The sequence below is a fragment of the Patulibacter sp. SYSU D01012 genome (assembly GCF_017916475.1).
Taxonomy (GTDB): Bacteria; Actinomycetota; Thermoleophilia; order Solirubrobacterales; family Solirubrobacteraceae; genus Patulibacter.
In genome coordinates this window covers 1217306-1236566 of sequence record NZ_JAFMTB010000001.1, presented here as the reverse complement: position 1 = coordinate 1236566, position 19261 = coordinate 1217306, and the positions used below count along the sequence as shown (strand labels likewise).

Here is a 19261-nt window from a genome sequence, read left to right as displayed (position 1 = left end):
CGGAGCGGTGCGCGGCCGGTACCCTGCCGCGGCGATGCCCCGCCTGCGCCCGACCGCCGTCCGTGCCGCCGCCGCGGCCGCCACCGTGCTGTCCCTCGCCGTCGTCGGCACGGCGTCCGCCGCGATGCCGTCGACGGCCGGGCTGGGGGCGCGCTCGGGTCTGGTCGTCGTCGACGCCCGCAGCGGCCGCACGCTGCTCAGCCGCGGCGGCGACGTGCGGCGCATCCCGGCGTCGGTCACGAAGCTCTTCACCGTCGGGACGGCGCTGCGGATGCTCGGCCCCGAGTGGACGCCGCGGACGCGGGTGGTGGCGACGGGCGCGGCCGACGGCACGGCGTGGGTCGGCGACCTGTACCTGGTGGGCGGCGGCGACCCGACGCTCACGTCGGCGACCGTCCGCGGGCTGGCCGGGCAGACCGCCGAGGCGCTGGCGGCCCTCGGCGTCACGCGCCTGGACGGCCGCGTGCTCGCCGACGACACCGCCTTCGACGACTGGCGCGGCGCGGCGCGCACCGGCCGCGGGACCGACCGCGACATGGGCGGGCGTCTCGGCGCGCTGACCGTCGACCGCGGCGCCGGCACCGATCCGGCGCAGCGCGCGGCCTCGGTCTTCCGCTCGGGCCTCAACGCCGCGGGCCTGAAGGCCCGCGGCAAGCTCGGCGCGGGCGCCGCGCCGAGCGATGCCCCGACGCTCGCCGGCGTGCAGGGGCCGCCGCTGGCCCGCCTGGCCGCCGCCACGCTCGGGCCGTCGGACAACTTCTACGCCGAGACGCTGCTGAAGGATCTCGTCGCCCGCGACGGCGTGGAGTCCGCCTGCCGGGTCGCGGCGGGGCTGCCGCCGGTGCTCGCGCTGCCCGCGCCCGCCGGCTACGCCCCCGCACCCCAGGAGCTCGCCTGCGCCGGCGCGGGCGCCGAGGCGGGCGCGGCCACCACGCAGGCCGGCGGCCGGCGCCTGCGGGCGACGCTCGGCCCGGTCCTGGGCGCGGCCCCGCGGATCTACGACGGCTCCGGGCTGTCGCGCACGAACGCCGTGTCGCCGACGATGGTGACGCGGCTGCTGCTGCGCCTGAACGACGACGCGACGACGGGCCCGGTGCTGCGCGCGGCGCTCCCGCAGGCGGGCCGCACGGGCACGCTGGCCCGCCGGATGCGCGGCACCGCCGCGGTCGGGCGCTGCCAGGCGAAGACGGGGACGCTCAACGGCGTGTCCGCCCTCGCCGGCTTCTGCCGCACCCGGCGCGGCCGCGACGTCGCCTTCGCGATCCTGCAGAACAGCGGCACGACCTACGCGGCGCACCGCTTCCAGGACCGCTTCGTCGCGCGCCTCGCGTCCGTCGGGTAGTCGCCGGGCGCCGCGATCGACGCCGGACGACCGCGGCCCTGCGGGGCCGTCCGCCGACGCGCCCCTCAGCCCGTGGCCCAGGCGCCGCGCGCGACGGCGAGCTGGCGCCCGTCCTCCGCGTCCACGACGACGGCGTCGGCCACGCCCAGGCGGCGGCCGCAGCGCACGACGGTGCCCGTCGCCCGCAGCGCGCGGCCGGGCAGCGCCGGGCGCAGGTAGTCCACGCGCAGGTCGATCGTCGGGATGCCGCGCCCCACGAGGGTCGCCAGGGCGAAGTCGCCCGCCAGGTCGAGCAGCGTGGCGACGATCCCCCCGTGCACGTAGCCGTTCTCGGGCTCCGGCGTGGCGAGCAGCTCCTCGCGGTAGGGCAGCTCGATCACGACCTCGCCCGGGCGGGCCTCCGTCAGCGCGATGCCGAGCCAGCGGTGCAGCGGCGGGGTCTCGACGATCCGCCGCAGCTCGGTCTCGTCCAGGGCCATCTCGGTCGCGCTCACGCGGCCTCCTCCTCGGTGCGGCGCGCGGCCTCGGCCGTCAGCGCCCGCTTGTCGACCTTGCCGGGACCGCTCAGGGGCAGGTCCTCGACGATCCAGACGTGCCGCGGGTGCGCGTAGGGCGCGCCCTCCCGCAGCGTGAAGTCCTTCAGCTCCTGCGCCGTCGGCGCCGCCGCGGGGTCGCGCGGGACGACGAACGCGACGGGCACCTGGCCCTTCACGGCGTGCGGCACGCCGACGACCGCCGCGGAGTGGACGCCGGGCGCGCGGCGCAGCAGCGTCTCGACCTCGAGCGGGTGCACGGTCTCGCCGCCGACGCTCAGCGCGTCGTCGCGGCGGCCGGCGATGAAGTACCGGCCCTCGGCGTCGCGGCGCGCCAGGTCGCCCGTGCGCAGCCAGCCGCTCGGCGTGACCTTCGCCGCCGTCTGCTCCGGCAGGCCGTGGTAGCGCAGCAGCACGCCGGGGTTGCGCACCCACAGCTCGCCGACCTCGCCGTCGGGGACGGGCGCGGGGTCCGTCGCGTCGGCGGGCGTGTCGAGCGCGGACAGCGCGACCTCGCCGTCGCCGATCGGCCGGCCGGCGCTGCCGGGCACGCCCGGGTCCTCGGGCGTGTTGACGAGCACCTGCGGGCCGCCCTCCGTCAGGCCGTACGCCTCGACGACCGGCACGCCCAGGTGCCCGGTGATGCGCCGTGTCAGCTCCGGACTGAGCGGCGCGGAGCCGCAGACGACGAAGCGCAGCGACGACAGGTCGCGCGCCTCGTCCTCGCCCGCGCGCAGCAGCATCTCGTACGTCGCGGGGACGCCGGTGGTGTACGTGCAGGCGTGGCGCTCGATCGTCGCGGGGATCGCGGCGGGCGCCGGGTCCTCCGCCAGGACGATCGTGCCGCCGCCCAGCAGGCAGGGCTCGACCACGCAGATCATCGCGTTGGCGTGGTAGAGCGGCGCGGCCGCCAGGCCGCGGTCGGTGGGCCCGATCGACCACGCGGCGCGGCTGGCGCGGGCGTTCCACGCCTGCCCGCGGTGGGAGAGCTCGCAGCCCTTCGGCCGGCCCGTGGAGCCGGACGTGTAGGGCTGCATGCAGACGTCGTCGGGACGCACCGGCGCGGTGCTGCGGTCCGCGTCCGGGCCCGGGGCGCCGGCCTCGGCGCCGGCGGCGTCGCGCCACGGGCCGTCGGCGGGGGCCACGAGCGCGTCGGGGCGCAGCTCGCGCGCCAGCGCGACCAGGTCCGGGTGCGCCAGGACCAGCCGCGGCGCGGCGTCCTCCAGCGCGACGCCGAGCGCGGTGCGGCCCGAGCGCGACGAGAGCGGGACGACGACCGCCCCGGCGCGCAGCACGCCCAGGAAGGCGACGAGGTAGCCGGGGTCGTTCGGGTACAGCAGCGCGACGCGGTCGCCCGGGGCCACCCCGAGCGTCCGCAGCCGCGCGGCGGCCTCCCCCGCGCGCGCGTCGAGCGCGGCGAAGGACAGCGCGCGGTCGCCCTGGACGATCGCCGTCGCGTCCGGCGTGCGCGCCAGGGCGTCCCGCAGCAGGACGTCCGCGAGGTTGTGCTCGCGGGCGGCGGCGTCCGGGGCGGGCGGGGTCACGGGCGGACCAGGACCTTGCCGAAGACCTCGCGGTCCTCGAGCAGCCGCTCGGCCTCGTGGATCTCCTCGAGCGGGAAGACGCCGTGGACGACGGGCTCCAGCTTGCCCTCGCCGATCCAGTCCAGCAGCTGCTGCAGGTCGTCGCGCGTCCAGGCGTTCGAGCCGAGGATGTCGATCTCGCGCACCCAGACGTAGGGCAGGAACATCGAGACGTCGTAGCCCGACGTCGCGCCGCAGGTGACGATGCGGCCGCCGACCTTCGTCGCGCGGACCGAGCCCTCCCACGTGTCGGCGCCGGTGTAGTCGACCATCATGTCGACGCCGGTCTTGCCGGTCTCGGTCCAGATCCGCTTGGAGAAGTCCTCCTCGCGGTAGTTCACGAGGACGTCGGCGCCCAGGGCCTGCAGGCGGTCGAGCTTCTCCTGCGTGCCGGCGCACGCGATGACCTTCGCGCCCGTCAGCTTGGCGATCTGCACGCACGCGACGCCGACGCCGCCGGACGCGCCGAGGATCGCGACGGTCTCGCCGGCCTGCAGCCGGCCGCGCGTGATGAGCATGCGCAGGGCGGTGCCGTACGCGATCGGCAGCGACGCCGCCTGCTCGAAGGTCACCGCGTCGGGCAGCGGGATCAGGTTCTTCGCCGGGGCGACCGCGTACTCGGCCAGGCCGCCGGGCAGGTCCTCGCCCAGCGCCTTGTTGTCGACGAGCGGATCGACGAGCACGCGCTGGCCGACCTGCACGCCCGTGACGCCCTCGCCGAGCGCGTGCACCTCGCCCGCGATGTCGCCGCCCGAGACGTGCGGCAGGGGCAGGTGCTTGCCGGCGACCCCGCGCCGCACGAAGATGTCCAGGTGGTTCAGGCCGACCGCGCGCACGCGGACGACGGCCTCGCCCGGACCGGGCTGCGGCTCGGGGTGCTCGGCGACGACGCGGCCCTCGGGCCCGCCGCGCTCGACGATCAGGGCTGCCTTCATGCGGCGGCCTCCTTGTCTCGCTTGATCTGACGGTAGACGTGCGCCCGGAGCGTCGCGAAGGCGGGCAGCTCCTTCGTGGTGATCTGGTCCCGCGGGGACGGCAGGTCGACCCGGAGCGACTCGCGGACCGCCGTCGGGGACGGCTCGAGGATCACGACGCGGTCGCCCAGGTAGACGGCCTCGTCGATGTCGTGCGTCACGAAGAGCACGGTCATCCCGTACTCGGCACGCAGGCGCAGGACGAGGTCCTCCAGGTCGGCGCGCGTCTGCGCGTCGACCGAGGCGAACGGCTCGTCCATGAGCAGCAGCTGCGGCTGGTACGCCAGCGCGCGGGCGATCGCCACGCGCTGCTGCATGCCGCCGGAGAGCTGCCAGGGGTGGCGGTCGACGGCGGCCGACAGGCCGACGGCGTCCAGGGCGCGATCGACGCGCTGCGCGCGCTCGGCCCTCGGCACGGTGCGCAGCAGGGGCAGCGCCACGTTGTCGCGCACCGTCATCCAGGGCATGAGCGAGCGCCCGTACTCCTGGAAGACGACCGCCAGCTCGGGCGGCGGCTCGGTGACGCGGCGCCCGCCGAGGACGACCTCGCCCGCCGTCGGGGCCTGCAGCCCGGCGATGCAGCGCAGCAGGGTCGTCTTGCCGGCGCCGGACGGGCCGACGACGCAGACGAGCTCGCCGTCCTCGACGGTCATCGTCACGTTGTCGACGGCCACGGAGTCGCCGTAGGCCATGTGCAGGTCGCGGATCTCGAGCACGGTGGGCTCCTAGGCGTTCTGGCGCCGGCGGGCCCCGCGCTGCCACCGCAGCGCGCGGCGCTCGACGAGCGCGAAGAGGGCGTTCAGGACGACGCCGAGGATCCCGAGCAGCAGGATCCCCGACCACATCTCGGGCAGGGCGAAGGTCCGCTGGGCCTGCAGGATGGTGAACCCGATCCCGTTCTGGCTCGCGACCATCTCGGAGATGACCATGAGGATGAGCGCCATGCCCAGGCTCGTCCGCAGGCCCGCGACGATCTGGGGCGCGGCGGCCGGCAGCACGATCCGCCGCAGCGTCGTGGCGCGCGACAGGCCGTACGTGCGGCCGGTGTCGAGCAGCACGGGGTCGACGCCGCGGACGCCGTCGGTCGTGTTCAGCAGCACCGGGAACAGGCAGACGAGCGCGATCACCGCGACCTTCATGCCGTCGCCGACGCCGAGCACGAGCATGCCGACGGGGATGAGCAGCGGCGGCGGGATCGCGCGCAGGAACTCGAGGATCGGGCCGGTCGCGCGGCGCACGCCGGGGGCGCGGCCGAGGAGGACGCCCAGGCCGACGCCGAGCAGCGCGGCGAGCGCGTACCCGAGCGCCAGGCGGCGCAGGCTGGGCAGGACGTCGTCGACCAGGCGCGGCCCCAGCCACACGTCGACGAACGTGTCGAGGATGTCCTTCAGCGGCGGGAAGTAGAAGCTCTCGGCGGAGCCGGACCACGCCCACCAGATCGCGATGAGCGCGAGCGGGGTGGCGACGGCCAGGACGCGGCCGAGGGTGCGGCGGGCGCGGGCGCTCATCGGGCGGCCTCCCGGCGGCCGGGGTGCCAGCGCAGCAGGCGGCGCTCCAGGCGGGCGAGCACGGCGTTCAGGCCCCAGCCGAGCAGGCCGACGACGACGAGCAGCGCGTAGACGAGCGGCGGGTTGTCGGCCTGGCGGGCGACGTTGACGGCCTGGCCCAGGCCGGGCGCGCCGATGATGAGCTCGGCGGTGACGGTGAGGATGAGCGCGGTCGTGGCGGACACGCGCAGGCCGGTCGCCAGGTACGGCGCGACGGCGGGCAGGGTGACGCGCAGGAAGCGGTCGCGGCCGCGCACCCGGTAGACGCGGGCGGTCTCGCGGGCGACCGGGTCGACGTCCCGGATGCCGTAGACGGCCTGGATCAGGAGCGGCCAGACGGCGGCGTAGACCGCGAGCAGCAGCTTGCTCTGCAGGCCGGTGCCGAGGGTCAGGACCGCGAGCGGGACGAGCGCCACGGACGGGATCGGCCGCAGGAACTCGACGACGGGCCGGAACGCCGACCACAGCAGGTCGGAGCCGCCGAGCGCCAGGCCGACCGGCACGCCGATGGCGATGGCGATGGCGAGCCCCAGGAGCCAGCCGCCGAGGGTCTGCCCCAGCGCGGTCCACAGGTCGCCGTCGCCGAGCTGCCGCACGAGCTCGCCCACGATCGTCGTCGGCGCCGGCAGGTACCGCCGGGGCAGGACGTCGGTCCGGGTGAGGAGCTCGAGGACGGCGAGGACCGCGAGCGTCGTCAGCACCGGGGAGACGGCGGACGCCGCTCCCCGGGCCGTCGTGCGCCGGCGGCGCACGGGCTGTCCGCTCGCGGTCGCCATGCTCAGCGGGTCTGGCCCCCGAGGAGGGCGTTCAGGTCGGGATCCTTCGAGATGACCCCGTACTTCTTCGCCAGGTCGGCCAGCGGCTGCACCGTGCTCTGGTCCATCTTCGCCGTCCAGACCGGCAGGTTCATCGTCTTCGCGGTCGAGGCGGGGACCTTCAGCGTGCTCTCGACGACGTCGCGCACCTCGTCGGTGTGGGCCGCGGCGTACTCGAGCGACTTGCCGATCGCGCGGTCGAAGCGCTCGACGACGTCCTTGTGCTCGCCGGCGTACTTCGTGATCGTGAAGTACGCGCCGAGCGTCGAGTTCGGCACGGCGTCGACGAACGTCGAGAGGATGCGCACGGCGCCGTCGGCCTTCGCGCTCGTCAGGAACGGCTCGAGCTGCCAGATCGCGTCGACGCGGCCCTGCTCGAGCGCGGCGTTCATGTCGGCGTAGGGCAGCTCGGTGAACTTGAGGGAGTCCGGGTCGCCGCCGGCCTTCGCGACGGACTCGCGCACGACGACCTCGCCCAGGTTCTTGAGCGAGTTCAGCGCGATCGTCTTGCCCGCGAGGTCCTTCGCGTCCTTGATCGCGCTGCCCTTCTTGACCACGACCTGCGAGACGTCCTTCTCGGGGTCGTCGCCGTCGGAGGCGGCAGGGGCGAGCGCCTGGACGGGCAGGCCCTTGTCCTTCGCCGTGAGCAGCGAGACGAAGTTGGAGTAGCCGATCTGGTTCGAGCCCGCGACGACGGACGGCACGATGGCGGCGCCGCTCTCCGCCTGCTGCGGCGTGACGTCGAGCTTCTCCTCCTTGAAGAAGCCCTTCTGGATCCCCAGGTACAGCGGGGCCATGTCGGCCGTGGGGATGACGCCGACGGAGATCTTCGTCGTGCCGCCGCCCTCGCCGGACGTGCCGGAGGAGGACGAGGAGTCGTCGGAGCCGCCGCAGGCGGCGAGCACCAGGGCGGCGGCGGTCGCCGTCAGGCCGGTCGCCAGGCGTGTGCGAGTCATGGTCATGGTCCGTTCAGGGATGGGTGGAAGGGGCGATGGGAGCGACGACGCGCAGGCGCGCGCCGGGGCCGAACTCGTCCGGGGGCAGGACGAGATCGTCGCCGTCGACCGGGATCCCGGCGGCGGCGGCCGCGCCCCGCACGGTGGCGGGCGCGGCGGCGGAGAGGTGGACGGCGGCGAGCGCCGTGCCGGCAGGCGGGCCCGCGCCGGCGGCCGGGGCGACGGAGCCGCCGAGGGCGGGCGCGAGGACGTCGCGGTACCAGGCGTCCGCGCCGCCGGGCGCGACGCGGACGCCGGCCAGGCCGTCGATGCCGGTCGGCCCGGGGCCGTCGGCCGGCGCCGGCGGTCCGGCGTCCCACGTCAGGAGGAAGGGGTGGGCGCCGGTCATGGCCTGCCCGGGCGCGAAGCGCATGCGCCAGCCGGTGGCGACGCCGTCCGGCCCGGTGCGCGAGACGACGAGCGGCGCGCCGACCGCGAGGCCGTCCGCCAGCGCGCGCCCCGCGTCGGTGGCGCGCGGCTCGACGGCGAACCCGGCCAGGCCGCCGCCGCGGACCTCGAGCGCGCGCAGCACGTCGGACCCGATCGGACTGCGGCGGGCGGCGCCCGGATCGTCGACCGAGATGATCTCCAGGTACCCGCGGCGCAGCGGGATCAGCCGGTTGACCGTGCCGTGGCCGTCGTGGCGGCCGCCGCCGCGGACGGGAAGGCCGATCGCGGCCAGGCGCGCCTCCGCCCGGTCCAGGTCGGGCACGACGAGGACGGCGTGGTCGAGCCGCGCGTCGGGCTCCTCGCCCGTGACGAGGTCGAGCAGCGGGGCGCTCACGCGTCGTCCTCGGGCGCCAGGTCCGCGAACAGCGGGGTCGAGAAGTAGCGCTCCATGCGGTCGCAGAAGACCGTGCCCACCTGCGCGCCCGGACCGAGCTCGCGGCCCAGCCGCACGGCGGCGGCGTAGTTGAGGCCGCTCGACGGGCCGACCGGGAGCCCCTGCGCGCACAGGCGGCGGGTGGTCGTCAGGCACTCGGCGTCGGGCACCACGATCTCGCCGTCGAGCAGCACCTCGGCGGGGCGGTAGAGGTCGCTGAAGCCCTCGACGACGCCGGGGATGGCGCTCGAGACCTCGGGGTCGCCGCCGCAGGGGCCGCCGGCGGACGGGACGGCGCGGACGACGCGGGCGTTCGACCCGCGGTCGCGCAGCGCGTGCGCGATGCCCATGAGCGTGCCGCCCGTGCCGACGCCGGCGACGAAGCCGTCGAGCACGCCGCCGGTCTGGTCGACGAGCTCGGCGCCCGTGCCGCGACGGTGCGCCTCGAGGTTGACGCGGTTGGCGAACTGGCGGGGCGCGAAGGCGCCGTCGCCGACGGCGATCTCCTCCACCCGGTCGAGGGCCCCGCGTAGGCCGGCGAACGGGGCGGTCAGCTCGACCTCGCCGCCGTAGCGGCCGATCATGAGGACGCGCTCGCGGGAGACGCCCTCGGGCATCACCGCGCGGAACGGCAGGCCGATCTGCGCGCAGCACATGGCCAGGGCGATGGACGTGGAGCCGCTCGACGCCTCGACGACGAGGTCGCCGGGCGCGAGCTCGCCGGCGCAGATCGCCTCGCCCAGGATGGCGGACGCCACCCGGTCCTTCGTCGACCCGCTCGGCAGCTGGTACTCGAGCTTCGCCCAGACGACGACGTCGTGGTCGGCGTCCTCCAGACGCAGCACCGGGGTGCCGCGGTAGCGCCCGTCGGCGAGCAGGGCCCGGCCGACGGCGTGCCAGCTGGCGGGGGACGTGCGGGCGGTGCGCAGGGTCATCGCCGGGCCTCGCGGTGGTCGTGGTGCTCGCGGTGGATCGCCGCGTCGCGGAGCGCGCCGGACTCGAGCACCGCGTCGACGACGACCTGGCGCGAGGTGCGGCAGTGCCGGACCGCGAGCGCAGCGGCGCGTTCCCCGTCGCGGGCGGCGAGGGCGGCGATCATCTCGTGGTGCTCGCCGAGCAGGTCGGCCACGCGCGGGCTGGTCGGGACGCCGAGCCAGTGCAGTCGCTCGAGCTGGTCGGCGATGCCGTCGAGCGCGGTCGCCAGGCGGCCGTTCCCGGCGAAGCCCGCGAGGGCGGCGTGGAAGGCGGTGTTCGCGCCGAGGAAGGCGGCCAGGCCGGCCGCGTCGCCGGCGTCCGCGGCGAAGGGGACGTCAGTCAGGCGCTGCAGCTCGGCGAGCCCCGTCTCGTCGATGCGGGCCGCGGCCAGCTCGGCGGCCTTCGCCTCGAGCGGCTCGCGCAGCTCGAACAGCTCCATGACGTCGCCCAGCGTGACCTCGGCGACGCGGCACCCGGCGCGGGGCGCGACGACGACGAAGCCGTCGCGGGCCAGGCGGGCGAGCGCCTCGCGGACGGGCGTGCGGCCGATGCCGAGCTCCTCGGCGGCCGACGCCTCGGTGAACGTCCGCCCGGGCGCGAGCTCGCAGCGGATGATCCGCCGGCGCAGCGCGTCGTACGCCCGCTGGGCCTGCGTGCCCTTGGGCGCCGCCGCCACCGGGACGGCGTCCCGGCCGGATGTCGCTGATATATCAACCACCGCGACTGACATCTAAGCACAATCCCCGGAAGACCTAGGGGATTTAGGCCTTTAGGCGGTTCGGGCGGCGGTCGCCGCCGGTCGTCCGGCGGGGCGGGCGGCCCGTCGGGACCGGCGCGGACGGCCCGCGTACGCGGCGGCGGTCCGCCGAGGACCGGGCGGGCCGCGAGCACGGCGCTCCGGCCGAGGCGGCGTGCCGAGCGCGGGCGCCGCGACCGGCCGAGGACGGCGCCGCCGGACGAGGAGACCGCGGCGGCGTGCCGGGCGCGCGCGGCGCGACGACGTCGGCAAGCGGCTGGCGAGGCCGCGCCCGCGGAGGCTCGGCGGCCCCGAACGGAGAAACGGGCGGGTCTTGCGACCCGCCCGTCCTCACCGACCTACACCACGCCTACCTACAACTACATCCCAGGACCTCGTGTCGAGCCTGGGCAGACTGACACTCGTGACCCCTCAGGCAGTCCCCCGCGAACGGGGCGGTACCGAGGTGGACGCCGGAACGCCCCAGCCACGTACGCGGTGTGCCGGCCCATCGACGGTAGCACGCCGACCCCGGCGGGCCCCGGGCCGGGCCGGGCCGGGCGAGCGCGCTCCCGGCGGGGAGCCGGTCGACGGGCCGCCCGGCGCCGACGGCGGGCCGCCGCCGGGGTCAGTCGGCCGGGGGCGCGTCGGGGTCGACGCCCGCGTCGCCCTCCGGGTCGCGGGCGGCGTCCGGCGCCACCCCGTCGGGGTGCGTCTCGTCCTCGCCCCCGACCGGCTCCAGGACGGACGGCCCCTCGCGCAGCAGGCGCTGCAGGCCGTCCTCGTCGAGCACGGGCACGCCCAGGCGCTCGGCCTTCTCCAGCTTCGACCCGGCCGCCTCGCCGGCGACGACGACGCCCGTCTTCTTCGACACGGACGACGTCACGCGGGCGCCCGCCGCGAGCAGCCGCTGCGTGGCGTCCTCGCGCGTCAGGGACGGCAGCGTGCCGGTCAGGACGACGGTCAGCCCCTCGAGCAGGGTGTTGTCCCCGGCGTCCCCCTCGGTCTGCGGCACCTCGAGCTGCAGGCCGGCGGCGCGCAGGCGGTCGAAGACCTCGCCGACGGCCGGGTCCTGCAGGCGCTCGTGGATGATCCGCGCCATCTTCTCGCCCACGCCGGGCGTGGCGGCCAGCTGTTCGGGCGTCGCGGCGCGCAGGGCGTCGATGGTGCGGAAGCGCGCGGCGAGGTTGCGGCCGGTGATCTCGCCGACCTCCTCGATGCCGACGCCGAAGAGGACGCGCGCGAAGGGCCGCTCCTTCGACGCGTCGATCGCGGCGATGACCCGGTTGGCGGACACCTCGCCGTAGCCCTCGAGCTCGAGCAGCTGCTCCGCGGTCAGGTCGTAGAGGTCGGCGGCGTTGCGCACGAGGCCCTTGTCGAGCAGCTGGGCGACCTGCTTCTCGCCCAGCCCCTCGATGTCCATCGCGCCGCGCGAGACGTAGTGCCGCAGCAGCTGCCACTGCTGGCCCGGGCAACGGCCCCGGTTCGGACAGCGGGTGAAGACGGAGTCCTCGGGCTTCTCCGTCGGGTGCTTGCAGCTAGGGCAGAGTGCCGGCGGCGCGGGCTTCGGGCCGCGGTCCTCGCGCTCGGCCTCGTGCGGGGCGGGCGAGATCACCTGCGGGATGACGTCGCCGGCGCGCAGGACGATGACGCGGTCGCCGGGGCGGACGTCCTTGCGCGCCAGGTCCTCCTCGTTGTGCAGCGTCGCCTGCGAGACCGTGACGCCCGAGACGTTGACCGGCTCGAGCGACGCGTACGGGTGCAGGTCGCCGAACTTGCCCACGCTCCAGATGACCTCCTTCAGCAGCGTCACCGCGGTGCGCGGGGCGAACTTCCAGGCGATGGCCCAGCGGGGGTCGCGGCCGACGGCGCCCAGCCGGCGCTGCAGCTCGAAGTCGTCGACCTTCAGGACCACCCCGTCGATCTCGAACGCCAGGCGGTCGCGGCGCTCGGCCCAGCGCTCGCAGGCCGCCACCGCGTCGTCGACGCTCGCCACGACGGACACGTCCTCGTTGACGGGGAAGCCGTGCTCCTTCAGCCACAGGAGCGTGCCGTGGTGGCCCGAGACGCCGAGGACCTCGCCCACCCCCGCCGCCGTGCCGCCCTGCACGCCCTCCTGCTCGGCCTCGCCGGCGGCGGACGCGGCGACGACGCCCACCCCGTAGGCCCAGAAGGAGAGCGGGCGCTCCTTCGCGGCCTTCGGGTCCAGCTGGCGGATCGCGCCGGCCGCGGAGTTGCGGGGGTTCATGAACGTCGACTCGCCGCGGGCGGCGCGCTTCTCGTTCACCCGGCGGAAGTCCTCGAGCTTGATGTAGACCTCGCCGCGCACCTCGAGCACCGCCGGCGCCCCCTCGACGTGCAGGGGGACGTCGGGGATCGTGCGGACGTTGTGGGTGACGTCCTCGCCGACCTCGCCGTCGCCGCGGGTCGCGGCGCGCACGAGCAGCCCGTCCTCGTAGCGCAGGCTCATCGCGAGGCCGTCGATCTTCGGCTCGACGACGAAGCGGAAGTCGGGGTCGGTGATGCCCTCGCGGCCGAGGTGCGTGGTCATCCGGTCGACCCAGCCCTGCAGCTCCTCGGCGGTGCGCGCGTTGGCCAGCGAGAGCATCGGCTGCTCGTGGCGGACCTTCTCGAGCTTGGAGAGCGGGGCCCCGCCGACGCGCTGGGTCGGCGAGTCCGGGCGGGCGAGCTCGGGGTGCTCCTGCTCGAGCGTCTCGAGCTCGCGGAACAGGGCGTCGTACTCGTCGTCCCCGATCTCGGGATCGTCCTGCTCGTAGTACCGCTTGCGGTGGTGCTCGACGATCTCGCGGAGCTCGGCCGCGCGGGCGGCGGGGTCCTTCGACGGGGCGCTCGGGCTCACCGCCCGAGCATACGTTCCCGGTGCGCGTCCCGGCCCGCACCGCGGTGCGGCGTCGCGGTGGCGGGCCGCTCAGTCCTCCAGCATCTCGCCGATGCGGTCCAGCAGGCCCTCGAAGTCGTGGCCGGCCAGCGGCGCGATCGCGGCCTCGCGCGTCAGGTCCAGGTGCAGCGGCGTGATGGAGACGTGCCCGGCCGCCACGGCGTGCAGGTCGGTGCCCGGGGTCGGCGCGAAGCCGTGCTGCGTGCCGTAGAGCCAGTACGTGCGCGAGCCGTCGGGGTGCGTCTCCACGGGCTGCAGCTCGTCGCGGTAGTGGCGCTGCCCCAGGCGCGTGACCTCGACGGCCAGCGGCGCGCACCCGGAGTCGTGGTGGGGGACGTTGACGTTGAGGACCGTCCGGGTGGGCAGCGGCAGCGCGCCGTCGCGGGCGACGACGCGCTCGACCTCGCCGACGATCCGCGCCGCGATCTCGGCGGCGACGCCGAAGTCCCACGTGTGCTCGCGCCGCAGCGACCAGTCGCCGTGCGGCGAGGCCATCGACACCGCGACGCCGGGGATGTCGTGCACGACGGCCTCGAGCGCGGCGGCGACGGTGCCCGAGTACGTGACGTCCTCGCCCATGTTCGCCCCGTGGTTGATGCCAGAGACGACCAGGTCGGGGCGCCAGCCGTCGATGACGCCGTGGGCGGCCAGGCGGACGCAGTCGGTGGGCGTGCCGTCCGTCGCGACGCCCGTCGTGCCGTCGTCGAAGGTCACGTCCCGCACGCAGAGGGGGCGCCGGACGGTGATGGAGCGCGCCATCGCCGAGCGGTTGCCGTCCGGGGCGACGACACGCAGGTCGACGCCGTCCAGCCGCAGGAGGGCGCGGCGCAGGGCCTCGAGCCCGTCCGCGTGCACGCCGTCGTCGTTCGTCAGGAGCACGCGGGTCGTCATGCCCCTCCCAGCGTACGCCCACGCGGCGCGGCCGCGCGCGTCAGCGGACGGCCGCGGACGCGCGCTCCGGCTCCCACGGCGGCGCGCCCCAGCCCAGCGGCGGGCGCGCGGGGCCGCCGAGCTCGTCGGGGTAGCCGATGCCCGCCAGGTGCAGGCCCTGCGGGGGCAGCGTCGGGCCGGCCGCCTCGCGCGGGGCACCGTCCAGCAGGGCGACGAAGTCCTCGAGGGTGCGCCGCCGGTTGGCGACCTGCAGCATCGTCCCGACGAGGATGCGGTTCATGTGGCGCATGAAGGCGTCGCCCTCGATCCACAGGTCCAGGAAGTCGCCGTGCCGCACCCACTGCGCGCGCAGGATCCGGCGGCGGAAGAACACGTGCTGCGTCTGCGCGGGCGTGAAGGCGGTGAAGTCGTGCTGGCCCAGGATCGCCTCGGCGGTCGCGTGCAGCAGGTCGTCGTCCAGCCGGTGCGGCCACCACAGCGCATGCCGCTGCCCGAACGGCGAGGGCGTCCGGCGGACGAACAGGCGGAAGCAGTAGGTGCGGCTGGTGGCCATCCGCCGAGCGTCGAACGGCCGGTCGAGCACCGTCGCGCTGCGCACCGCCACGTCCGCCGGGAGCAGGGCGTTCACGCCCCGCAGGTCGGGCGGCGTGCCCTCGTACGAGGCGACCTGCGCCACGGCGTGCACCCCGCGGTCCGTGCGGCCCGCGACGACGAGCTCCGTCGGCGCGCGCCGGACGATCGACAGGGCGCGGGCCAGCTCGCCGTGGACGGAGCGCGCCGTCGGCTGCTCGGCCCACCCGTACAGGTCGGTGCCGTCGTACTCGATCTCCAGGCGGACGCTGCTCACTGCGCGGGCCATCCTCCCGCACGCGCGGGTCCCGCCGCCGCCCGGGGCACCCATGACGGATGTCACGGGCAGGTCGTGACGGCCGGCTCTACCGGGCGCGGCGGCCCGGGCGCAGGATGGATCCACCATGCGAGAGCACCCCGGAACCGGCCTCCTCCTCGACCTGCGCGGCGTCGAGCAGTCGTACGGCGCGCGCCCCGTCCTGCACGGCGTGGACCTGCGCGTGGCGCCCGGCGAGGCGGTGGCGCTGCTCGGGCCCAACGGCGCGGGCAAGTCGACGCTCGTCTCAGTCCTGCTGGGCCTGGCCCGGCCGACCGCCGGCACCGCGACGGTCTGCGGCCGGCCCGCCGAGCGCGCCGTCGCCGACGGCTGCGTCGGCGCGATGCTGCAGGACGCGGGCCTGCCCGACGGCACCCGGGTGCTGCAGCTCGTCTCGCTCTTCGCCGCGCTGTACCCGCGGCCGATGGACCCGCGCCGCGCGCTCGCGCTCGCCGACGCCGCCGACCTGGCCGACCGGCCTTCGGGGGCGCTCTCCGGCGGCCAGGCGCAACGGGTGCGGCTGGCGCTCGCGCTCGTCGCGGACCCCGCGCTGCTCGTGCTGGACGAGCCGACGGCCGCGATGGACCCGAGCGTGCGCCGCGACTTCTGGCGCGCGCTGCGCGGCGAGATCGGCGGCGACCGCGGCCTGCTGTTCGCCACCCACCACCTGGACGAGGCCCAGGCCGTCGCGAACCGCGTCGTCGTCCTCGCCGGCGGGCGGGTCGTCGCGGACGGGACGCCCGCCGAGGTCGCCGCCCGCGCCGGCGGCACGCTCGTCCGCGTCCGCACCGACGCGGTCGCCGCCGAGCTGCGCGGCCTGCCGGGCGTCGCCTCCGCCGCCGAGGGTCCGGACGGCCGCGTGGCCCTGACATGCACCGACGCGGACGCCGCCGTCCGCGCGCTCCTGGCCGCCCGGCCCGACGCCCGCGAGCTCGAGGTGCGGCCCGCCGGCCTCGAGGACGCGTTCCTGTCCATGGCCGACGGCGGCTGGCGCTGAGCCCCGCGTCCCCCGCCCCCGCCCCCACCCCGACCCCACCGCCACCATGTCGACCACCGCCGTCCCCGCCCCCACCGCCGTCCCCGCCGCCCCGCGCCGCCGGCTCGGCCCGACCGTCGCGTACGTGCGGCTCGAGGTGACGCGCACGCTGCGCAACCCGCGCGCCGCACTCCTCACGCTGCTCGTTCCCGTGCTGATGCTCCTCGTCTTCTCCGGCGACGCCGACCGCGCGGACTCCCGGATGCTCGTCGCCGGCATGGCCGCGTACGGCGCGATCGGCGGCGGGCTGTTCGCCACCGGCCCGCGCCTGGCCGCCGAGCGCGTCAGCGGCTGGCTGCGCCAGCTCCGCGCCACCCCGCTCTCGCCCGCCGCCGCGGTGCTCGGCAAGCTCGTCGCGGGCCTGCTGCTCGCCGCGTGCTCGTCCGCGGTCGTCGGGGCGGTCGGCCGGTTCGGCGCGGCGGGGATCAGCACCGCGCAGTGGCTCGAGCTCGTCGTCGCGCTCACGCTGTCCGCCGTCACCACCACCGCCCTCGGGGTGCTGACCGGCGCGGCGTTCCGCTCGCCGGAGACGGCGCAGGCCGCGACGATGGTGGGCTACATCGGGCTCTCCGCCCTCGGCGGCCTGTGGGTGCCGCCGTCGCAGTTCCCGGCGTGGCTCCACGACGTCGCGCAGGTGCTGCCGACCTACCACGTCGGACAGGTGGCGCGGGCGATCACGGCGGGCACGGGCGTCGCCGCCGCCGACTGCGCGATCATCGCCGCGTGGGCCGTGGCCCTCGGCGCCGCCGCCACGGTGGCCTGGCGCCGCGGGACCGCCCACCGCTGACCCATGACCGCGCCCGTCGCCCCGATCCCGCCCGTCCCGCCGCGCGACCGCCAGCCGTGGTTCGCCCAGCTCGGCGGCGGCATCTGGCTCGTCTACCTGCTGCCGGCGGCGCGCACGCTGGTCGCCGACGACGGCCCGCCGCTGGGCGAGCGGATCGCCGCGGGCGCGGGGCTGGCGGTCTTCGTCGCGCTGTACCTGACGACGCTCGCCCGGATGGTCGGCGCGCGGCGGGCGCGGACGGCGCGGCAGTCCGGTCTGGAGCCGCCGGCCGGCGCGGCCGGCGACCGCGAGATGGCGGCGCGGGCGGCGGCGCTGGCCGCGGTCGCGCTGACGCTGTCGGCGGCGCTCGGCGGCGAGTGGGTCGCCACGCTCGCGTTCGTGGCGCCGGTCCTGGCCGTCCTCCTCGACCGCCCCTGGCCGTTCGTCGCCACGCCGGCGCTCGTCGTCCTCGCCGACGGCCTGCTGCTGGCGCACGGCACCCGGGACGCGAGCGACCTGGTCACGATCGCGTTCGCCATCCTCGTCGCGGGCTCGGTCACCTACGGCGTGCGGCGCCGCGGCGAGCTCGAGGCCGCGCTCGACGCCGCCCGCGAGCGCAACGCCCGGCTCGCGGTGGCGGAGGAGCGGGCGCGGATCGGCCGCGACCTGCACGACCTGCTCGGGCACTCGCTGTCCGTCGTGGCGGTCAAGGCCGAGCTGGCCGAGCGCCTGCTCGAGCGCGGACGGGCGGAGCAGGCCGCCGCCGAGGTCCGCGACGTCCGCGCCGTCGCGCGCGACGCCCTGCGCGAGGTCCGGCAGGTCGTCGACGGGTACCGCTCCCGGCCGCTCTCGACCGAGCTGGCGTCCGCCGCGGCGGCCCTGCGCGCCGCCGGGGCCGAGCCGGAGACGGCCCTGCCCGACCGGCCCGTCCCGCCCGAGGTCGAGGCGGTCCTGGCGTTCGTCGTGCGCGAGGCGACCACCAACGTGCTGCGGCACGCCGACGCGCGCCGCTGCCGCATCGCGGTGGCCCACGAGGACGACGCGGTCGTCGCGACGGTGACCGACGACGGCCCCGCGTCGCTCGCCCCGCGCACCGTCGCCCCGGACGCCGCGGGCCGTCGCGCGGGCGACGGCCACGGGCTGACCGGCCTGGCCGAGCGCCTCGCGCCGCTCGGGGGCGTCCTGACCGTCGGACCGGGCCCGGTGGGCGGCACCACGGTCACGGCACGCGTGCCGCTCGCGGGGGCCCGGCCGTGATCCGGCTGCTGCTGGCCGAGGACCAGGCGCTCGTGCGCGGCGCGCTGGCCGCGCTCCTGGACCTGGAGAACGACCTGCAGGTGATCGCGCAGGTCGGGCGGGGGGACGAGATCCTCGCCGCCGCCCGCGAGCACCGCCCGGACGTCGCGCTGCTCGACATCGAGCTGCCGGGCCTGGACGGGATCGCCGCGACGGCGGCCCTCCGCGCCGAGCTGCCCGCCACGCGCGTCGTCGTGCTGACGACGTTCGGCCGGCCCGGGTACCTGCGGCGGGCGATGGAGGCGGGAGCCGGCGGGTTCCTCGTCAAAGACGGGCCGGCCGAGGAGCTCGCCGCGGCGATCCGACGCGTGCACGCCGGGGGCCGGGTGGTCGACCCCGACCTGGCCGCCGCCGCCCTGTCGGCGGGCGAGAGCCCGCTCACGCCCCGCGAGCGGGACGTGCTCGCCGCGGCCGAGGACGGTCGCCCGATCGGCGAGATCGCCGCCGCGCTGCACCTGTCGGAGGGCACCGTCCGCAACTACCTGTCGCAGGCGATCGGCAAGGCCGGGGCGGCGAACCGCGTCGAGGCCGCGCGGCGCGCCCGCGAGCTCGGCTGGCTCTAGGCCCCGGCCCGGCGCTGCGGCCGGCCGAGGGTGGGACCGCGCCGGGAGACGAGGGCCCGCCGCACCCGGCGGCGCACGGCGACGTGGCCGGCCAGCAGAGCTCCGGACGGGAGGAGCACCGCCAGGGGCCACGGGGCTCCCGCCCCGGCCACCGCCCACAGGGCCACCGCGCCGCCGTTCGCGCCGGCGAACGTCGCGGCGTGCACGCGGATCGCGGCCCGGTCCGCCCCGCGGGCCAGGGCCGCGCCGCGGGCGCGGGCGGGCGCGGTCGCCACGCGCGCCGCGGCGCCGGGCAGCCCGCGGAAGGCGCCGGCCAGCTCGAGCGCCGTGCGGGCCTGCGCCGCGACGCCCAGGCGCTCCTCCAGCTCGTCCGCGTCGATCCGCCCGGCGGCGTAGGCGCGGACCAGCTCCGCCTGCGCGGCGTCGCGCTCGCGGTCGCCGACGCGCAGGTCGCGCACGTCCGCGAAGGCGCCGAAGGGGCTGGAGGACCGGTCGGCCACCCCCCGAGGGTAGCTCCGCGCCGGGCCGGCCACCACCCGCCGAGCCCAGGAACGACGACGGCCGCCCCGAGGGGCGGCCGTCGTGCCGAAAGCGGTGCGGT

Annotated in this window: 19 protein-coding genes; 5 read left to right on the top strand and 14 right to left on the bottom strand. The window is 76.9% G+C overall.

The window, feature by feature from the left end; all coding sequences use genetic code 11:
• Positions 1 to 34: 34 nt before the first annotated feature.
• Positions 35 to 1342 (top strand): D-alanyl-D-alanine carboxypeptidase, encoded by a 1308-nt coding sequence (locus J3P29_RS05620; protein WP_210492046.1) that lies wholly within the window; start codon positions 35 to 37, stop codon positions 1340 to 1342.
• A 65-nt stretch (positions 1343 to 1407) separates the two neighbouring features.
• On the opposite strand, the gene J3P29_RS05615 is transcribed toward J3P29_RS05620, so the two are convergent.
• The 13 genes from J3P29_RS05615 to truA form a co-directional block, all read right to left on the bottom strand.
• Complete coding sequence (locus J3P29_RS05615) at positions 1408 to 1836, bottom strand: PaaI family thioesterase (RefSeq protein ID WP_210492045.1); 429 nt, start codon at positions 1834 to 1836, stop codon at positions 1408 to 1410.
• Positions 1833 to 3419, bottom strand: coding sequence for a class I adenylate-forming enzyme family protein (locus J3P29_RS05610; RefSeq protein WP_210492044.1), 1587 nt, complete (start codon positions 3417 to 3419; stop codon positions 1833 to 1835). Before J3P29_RS05610 ends, J3P29_RS05615 begins: the two co-directional genes overlap by 4 nt.
• On the bottom strand, positions 3416 to 4393 hold the full coding sequence (locus tag J3P29_RS05605; protein WP_210492043.1) for a zinc-binding dehydrogenase: 978 nt from the start codon (positions 4391 to 4393) through the stop codon (positions 3416 to 3418). Before J3P29_RS05605 ends, J3P29_RS05610 begins: the two co-directional genes overlap by 4 nt.
• Positions 4390 to 5124: an ABC transporter ATP-binding protein gene (locus J3P29_RS05600; RefSeq protein WP_210493003.1), complete on the bottom strand. Its 735-nt coding sequence runs from the start codon at positions 5122 to 5124 to the stop codon at positions 4390 to 4392. The genes J3P29_RS05605 and J3P29_RS05600 overlap by 4 nt, the downstream gene beginning before the upstream one ends.
• Before the next feature lie 33 nt (positions 5125 to 5157).
• Positions 5158 to 5940, bottom strand: a complete 783-nt coding sequence (locus J3P29_RS05595; protein ID WP_210492042.1) for an ABC transporter permease — start codon at positions 5938 to 5940, stop codon at positions 5158 to 5160.
• On the bottom strand, positions 5937 to 6755 hold the full coding sequence (locus J3P29_RS05590; protein ID WP_210492041.1) for an ABC transporter permease: 819 nt from the start codon (positions 6753 to 6755) through the stop codon (positions 5937 to 5939). Before J3P29_RS05590 ends, J3P29_RS05595 begins: the two co-directional genes overlap by 4 nt.
• Before the next feature lie 2 nt (positions 6756 to 6757).
• Positions 6758 to 7750 carry an ABC transporter substrate-binding protein gene (locus J3P29_RS05585; RefSeq protein ID WP_210492040.1) on the bottom strand — a complete coding sequence of 331 codons (993 nt, stop codon included), beginning with the start codon at positions 7748 to 7750 and terminating at the stop codon, positions 6758 to 6760.
• Positions 7751 to 7763: 13 nt separating this feature from the next.
• Positions 7764 to 8573 carry a VOC family protein gene (locus tag J3P29_RS05580; RefSeq protein ID WP_210492039.1) on the bottom strand — a complete coding sequence of 270 codons (810 nt, stop codon included), beginning with the start codon at positions 8571 to 8573 and terminating at the stop codon, positions 7764 to 7766.
• Positions 8570 to 9547 carry a cysteine synthase family protein gene (locus J3P29_RS05575; RefSeq protein ID WP_210492038.1) on the bottom strand — a complete coding sequence of 326 codons (978 nt, stop codon included), beginning with the start codon at positions 9545 to 9547 and terminating at the stop codon, positions 8570 to 8572. Before J3P29_RS05575 ends, J3P29_RS05580 begins: the two co-directional genes overlap by 4 nt.
• Positions 9544 to 10317, bottom strand: coding sequence for a GntR family transcriptional regulator (locus tag J3P29_RS05570; RefSeq protein WP_210492037.1), 774 nt, complete (start codon positions 10315 to 10317; stop codon positions 9544 to 9546). The genes J3P29_RS05575 and J3P29_RS05570 overlap by 4 nt, the downstream gene beginning before the upstream one ends.
• Before the next feature lie 634 nt (positions 10318 to 10951).
• Positions 10952 to 13183: an NAD-dependent DNA ligase LigA gene (gene ligA, locus J3P29_RS05565; protein ID WP_210492036.1), complete on the bottom strand. Its 2232-nt coding sequence runs from the start codon at positions 13181 to 13183 to the stop codon at positions 10952 to 10954.
• Between the two features lie 69 nt (positions 13184 to 13252).
• Entirely contained in the window at positions 13253 to 14113 is an 861-nt protein-coding gene (gene surE, locus J3P29_RS05560; RefSeq protein ID WP_210492035.1) for a 5'/3'-nucleotidase SurE, read from the bottom strand.
• 40 nt (positions 14114 to 14153) lie between these two features.
• Positions 14154 to 14960, bottom strand: coding sequence for a tRNA pseudouridine(38-40) synthase TruA (gene truA, locus J3P29_RS05555; RefSeq protein ID WP_210492034.1), 807 nt, complete (start codon positions 14958 to 14960; stop codon positions 14154 to 14156).
• A gap of 127 nt (positions 14961 to 15087) precedes the next feature.
• Between truA and J3P29_RS05550 the strand changes: the two genes are divergently transcribed.
• From J3P29_RS05550 to J3P29_RS05535, 4 genes are read left to right on the top strand one after another with little or no spacing between them, the layout of a single operon-like run.
• Positions 15088 to 15996, top strand: coding sequence for an ABC transporter ATP-binding protein (locus J3P29_RS05550; protein ID WP_210492033.1), 909 nt, complete (start codon positions 15088 to 15090; stop codon positions 15994 to 15996).
• A gap of 46 nt (positions 15997 to 16042) precedes the next feature.
• A complete protein-coding gene (locus J3P29_RS05545) occupies positions 16043 to 16822 on the top strand; it encodes an ABC transporter permease (protein ID WP_210492032.1) in 780 nt (259 codons plus the stop codon).
• A gap of 3 nt (positions 16823 to 16825) precedes the next feature.
• Positions 16826 to 18058: a sensor histidine kinase gene (locus J3P29_RS05540; RefSeq protein WP_210492031.1), complete on the top strand. Its 1233-nt coding sequence runs from the start codon at positions 16826 to 16828 to the stop codon at positions 18056 to 18058.
• The gene (locus J3P29_RS05535; RefSeq protein WP_210492030.1) at positions 18055 to 18660 is read left to right on the top strand and encodes a response regulator transcription factor; all 606 of its coding nucleotides are present in this window, start codon (positions 18055 to 18057) and stop codon (positions 18658 to 18660) included. Before J3P29_RS05540 ends, J3P29_RS05535 begins: the two co-directional genes overlap by 4 nt.
• Here the strand turns inward: J3P29_RS05535 and J3P29_RS05530 are convergent.
• On the bottom strand, positions 18657 to 19160 hold the full coding sequence (locus tag J3P29_RS05530; protein WP_210492029.1) for a DUF1707 domain-containing protein: 504 nt from the start codon (positions 19158 to 19160) through the stop codon (positions 18657 to 18659). The genes J3P29_RS05535 and J3P29_RS05530 overlap by 4 nt on opposite strands.
• Between the last annotated feature and the right edge of the window lie 101 nt (positions 19161 to 19261).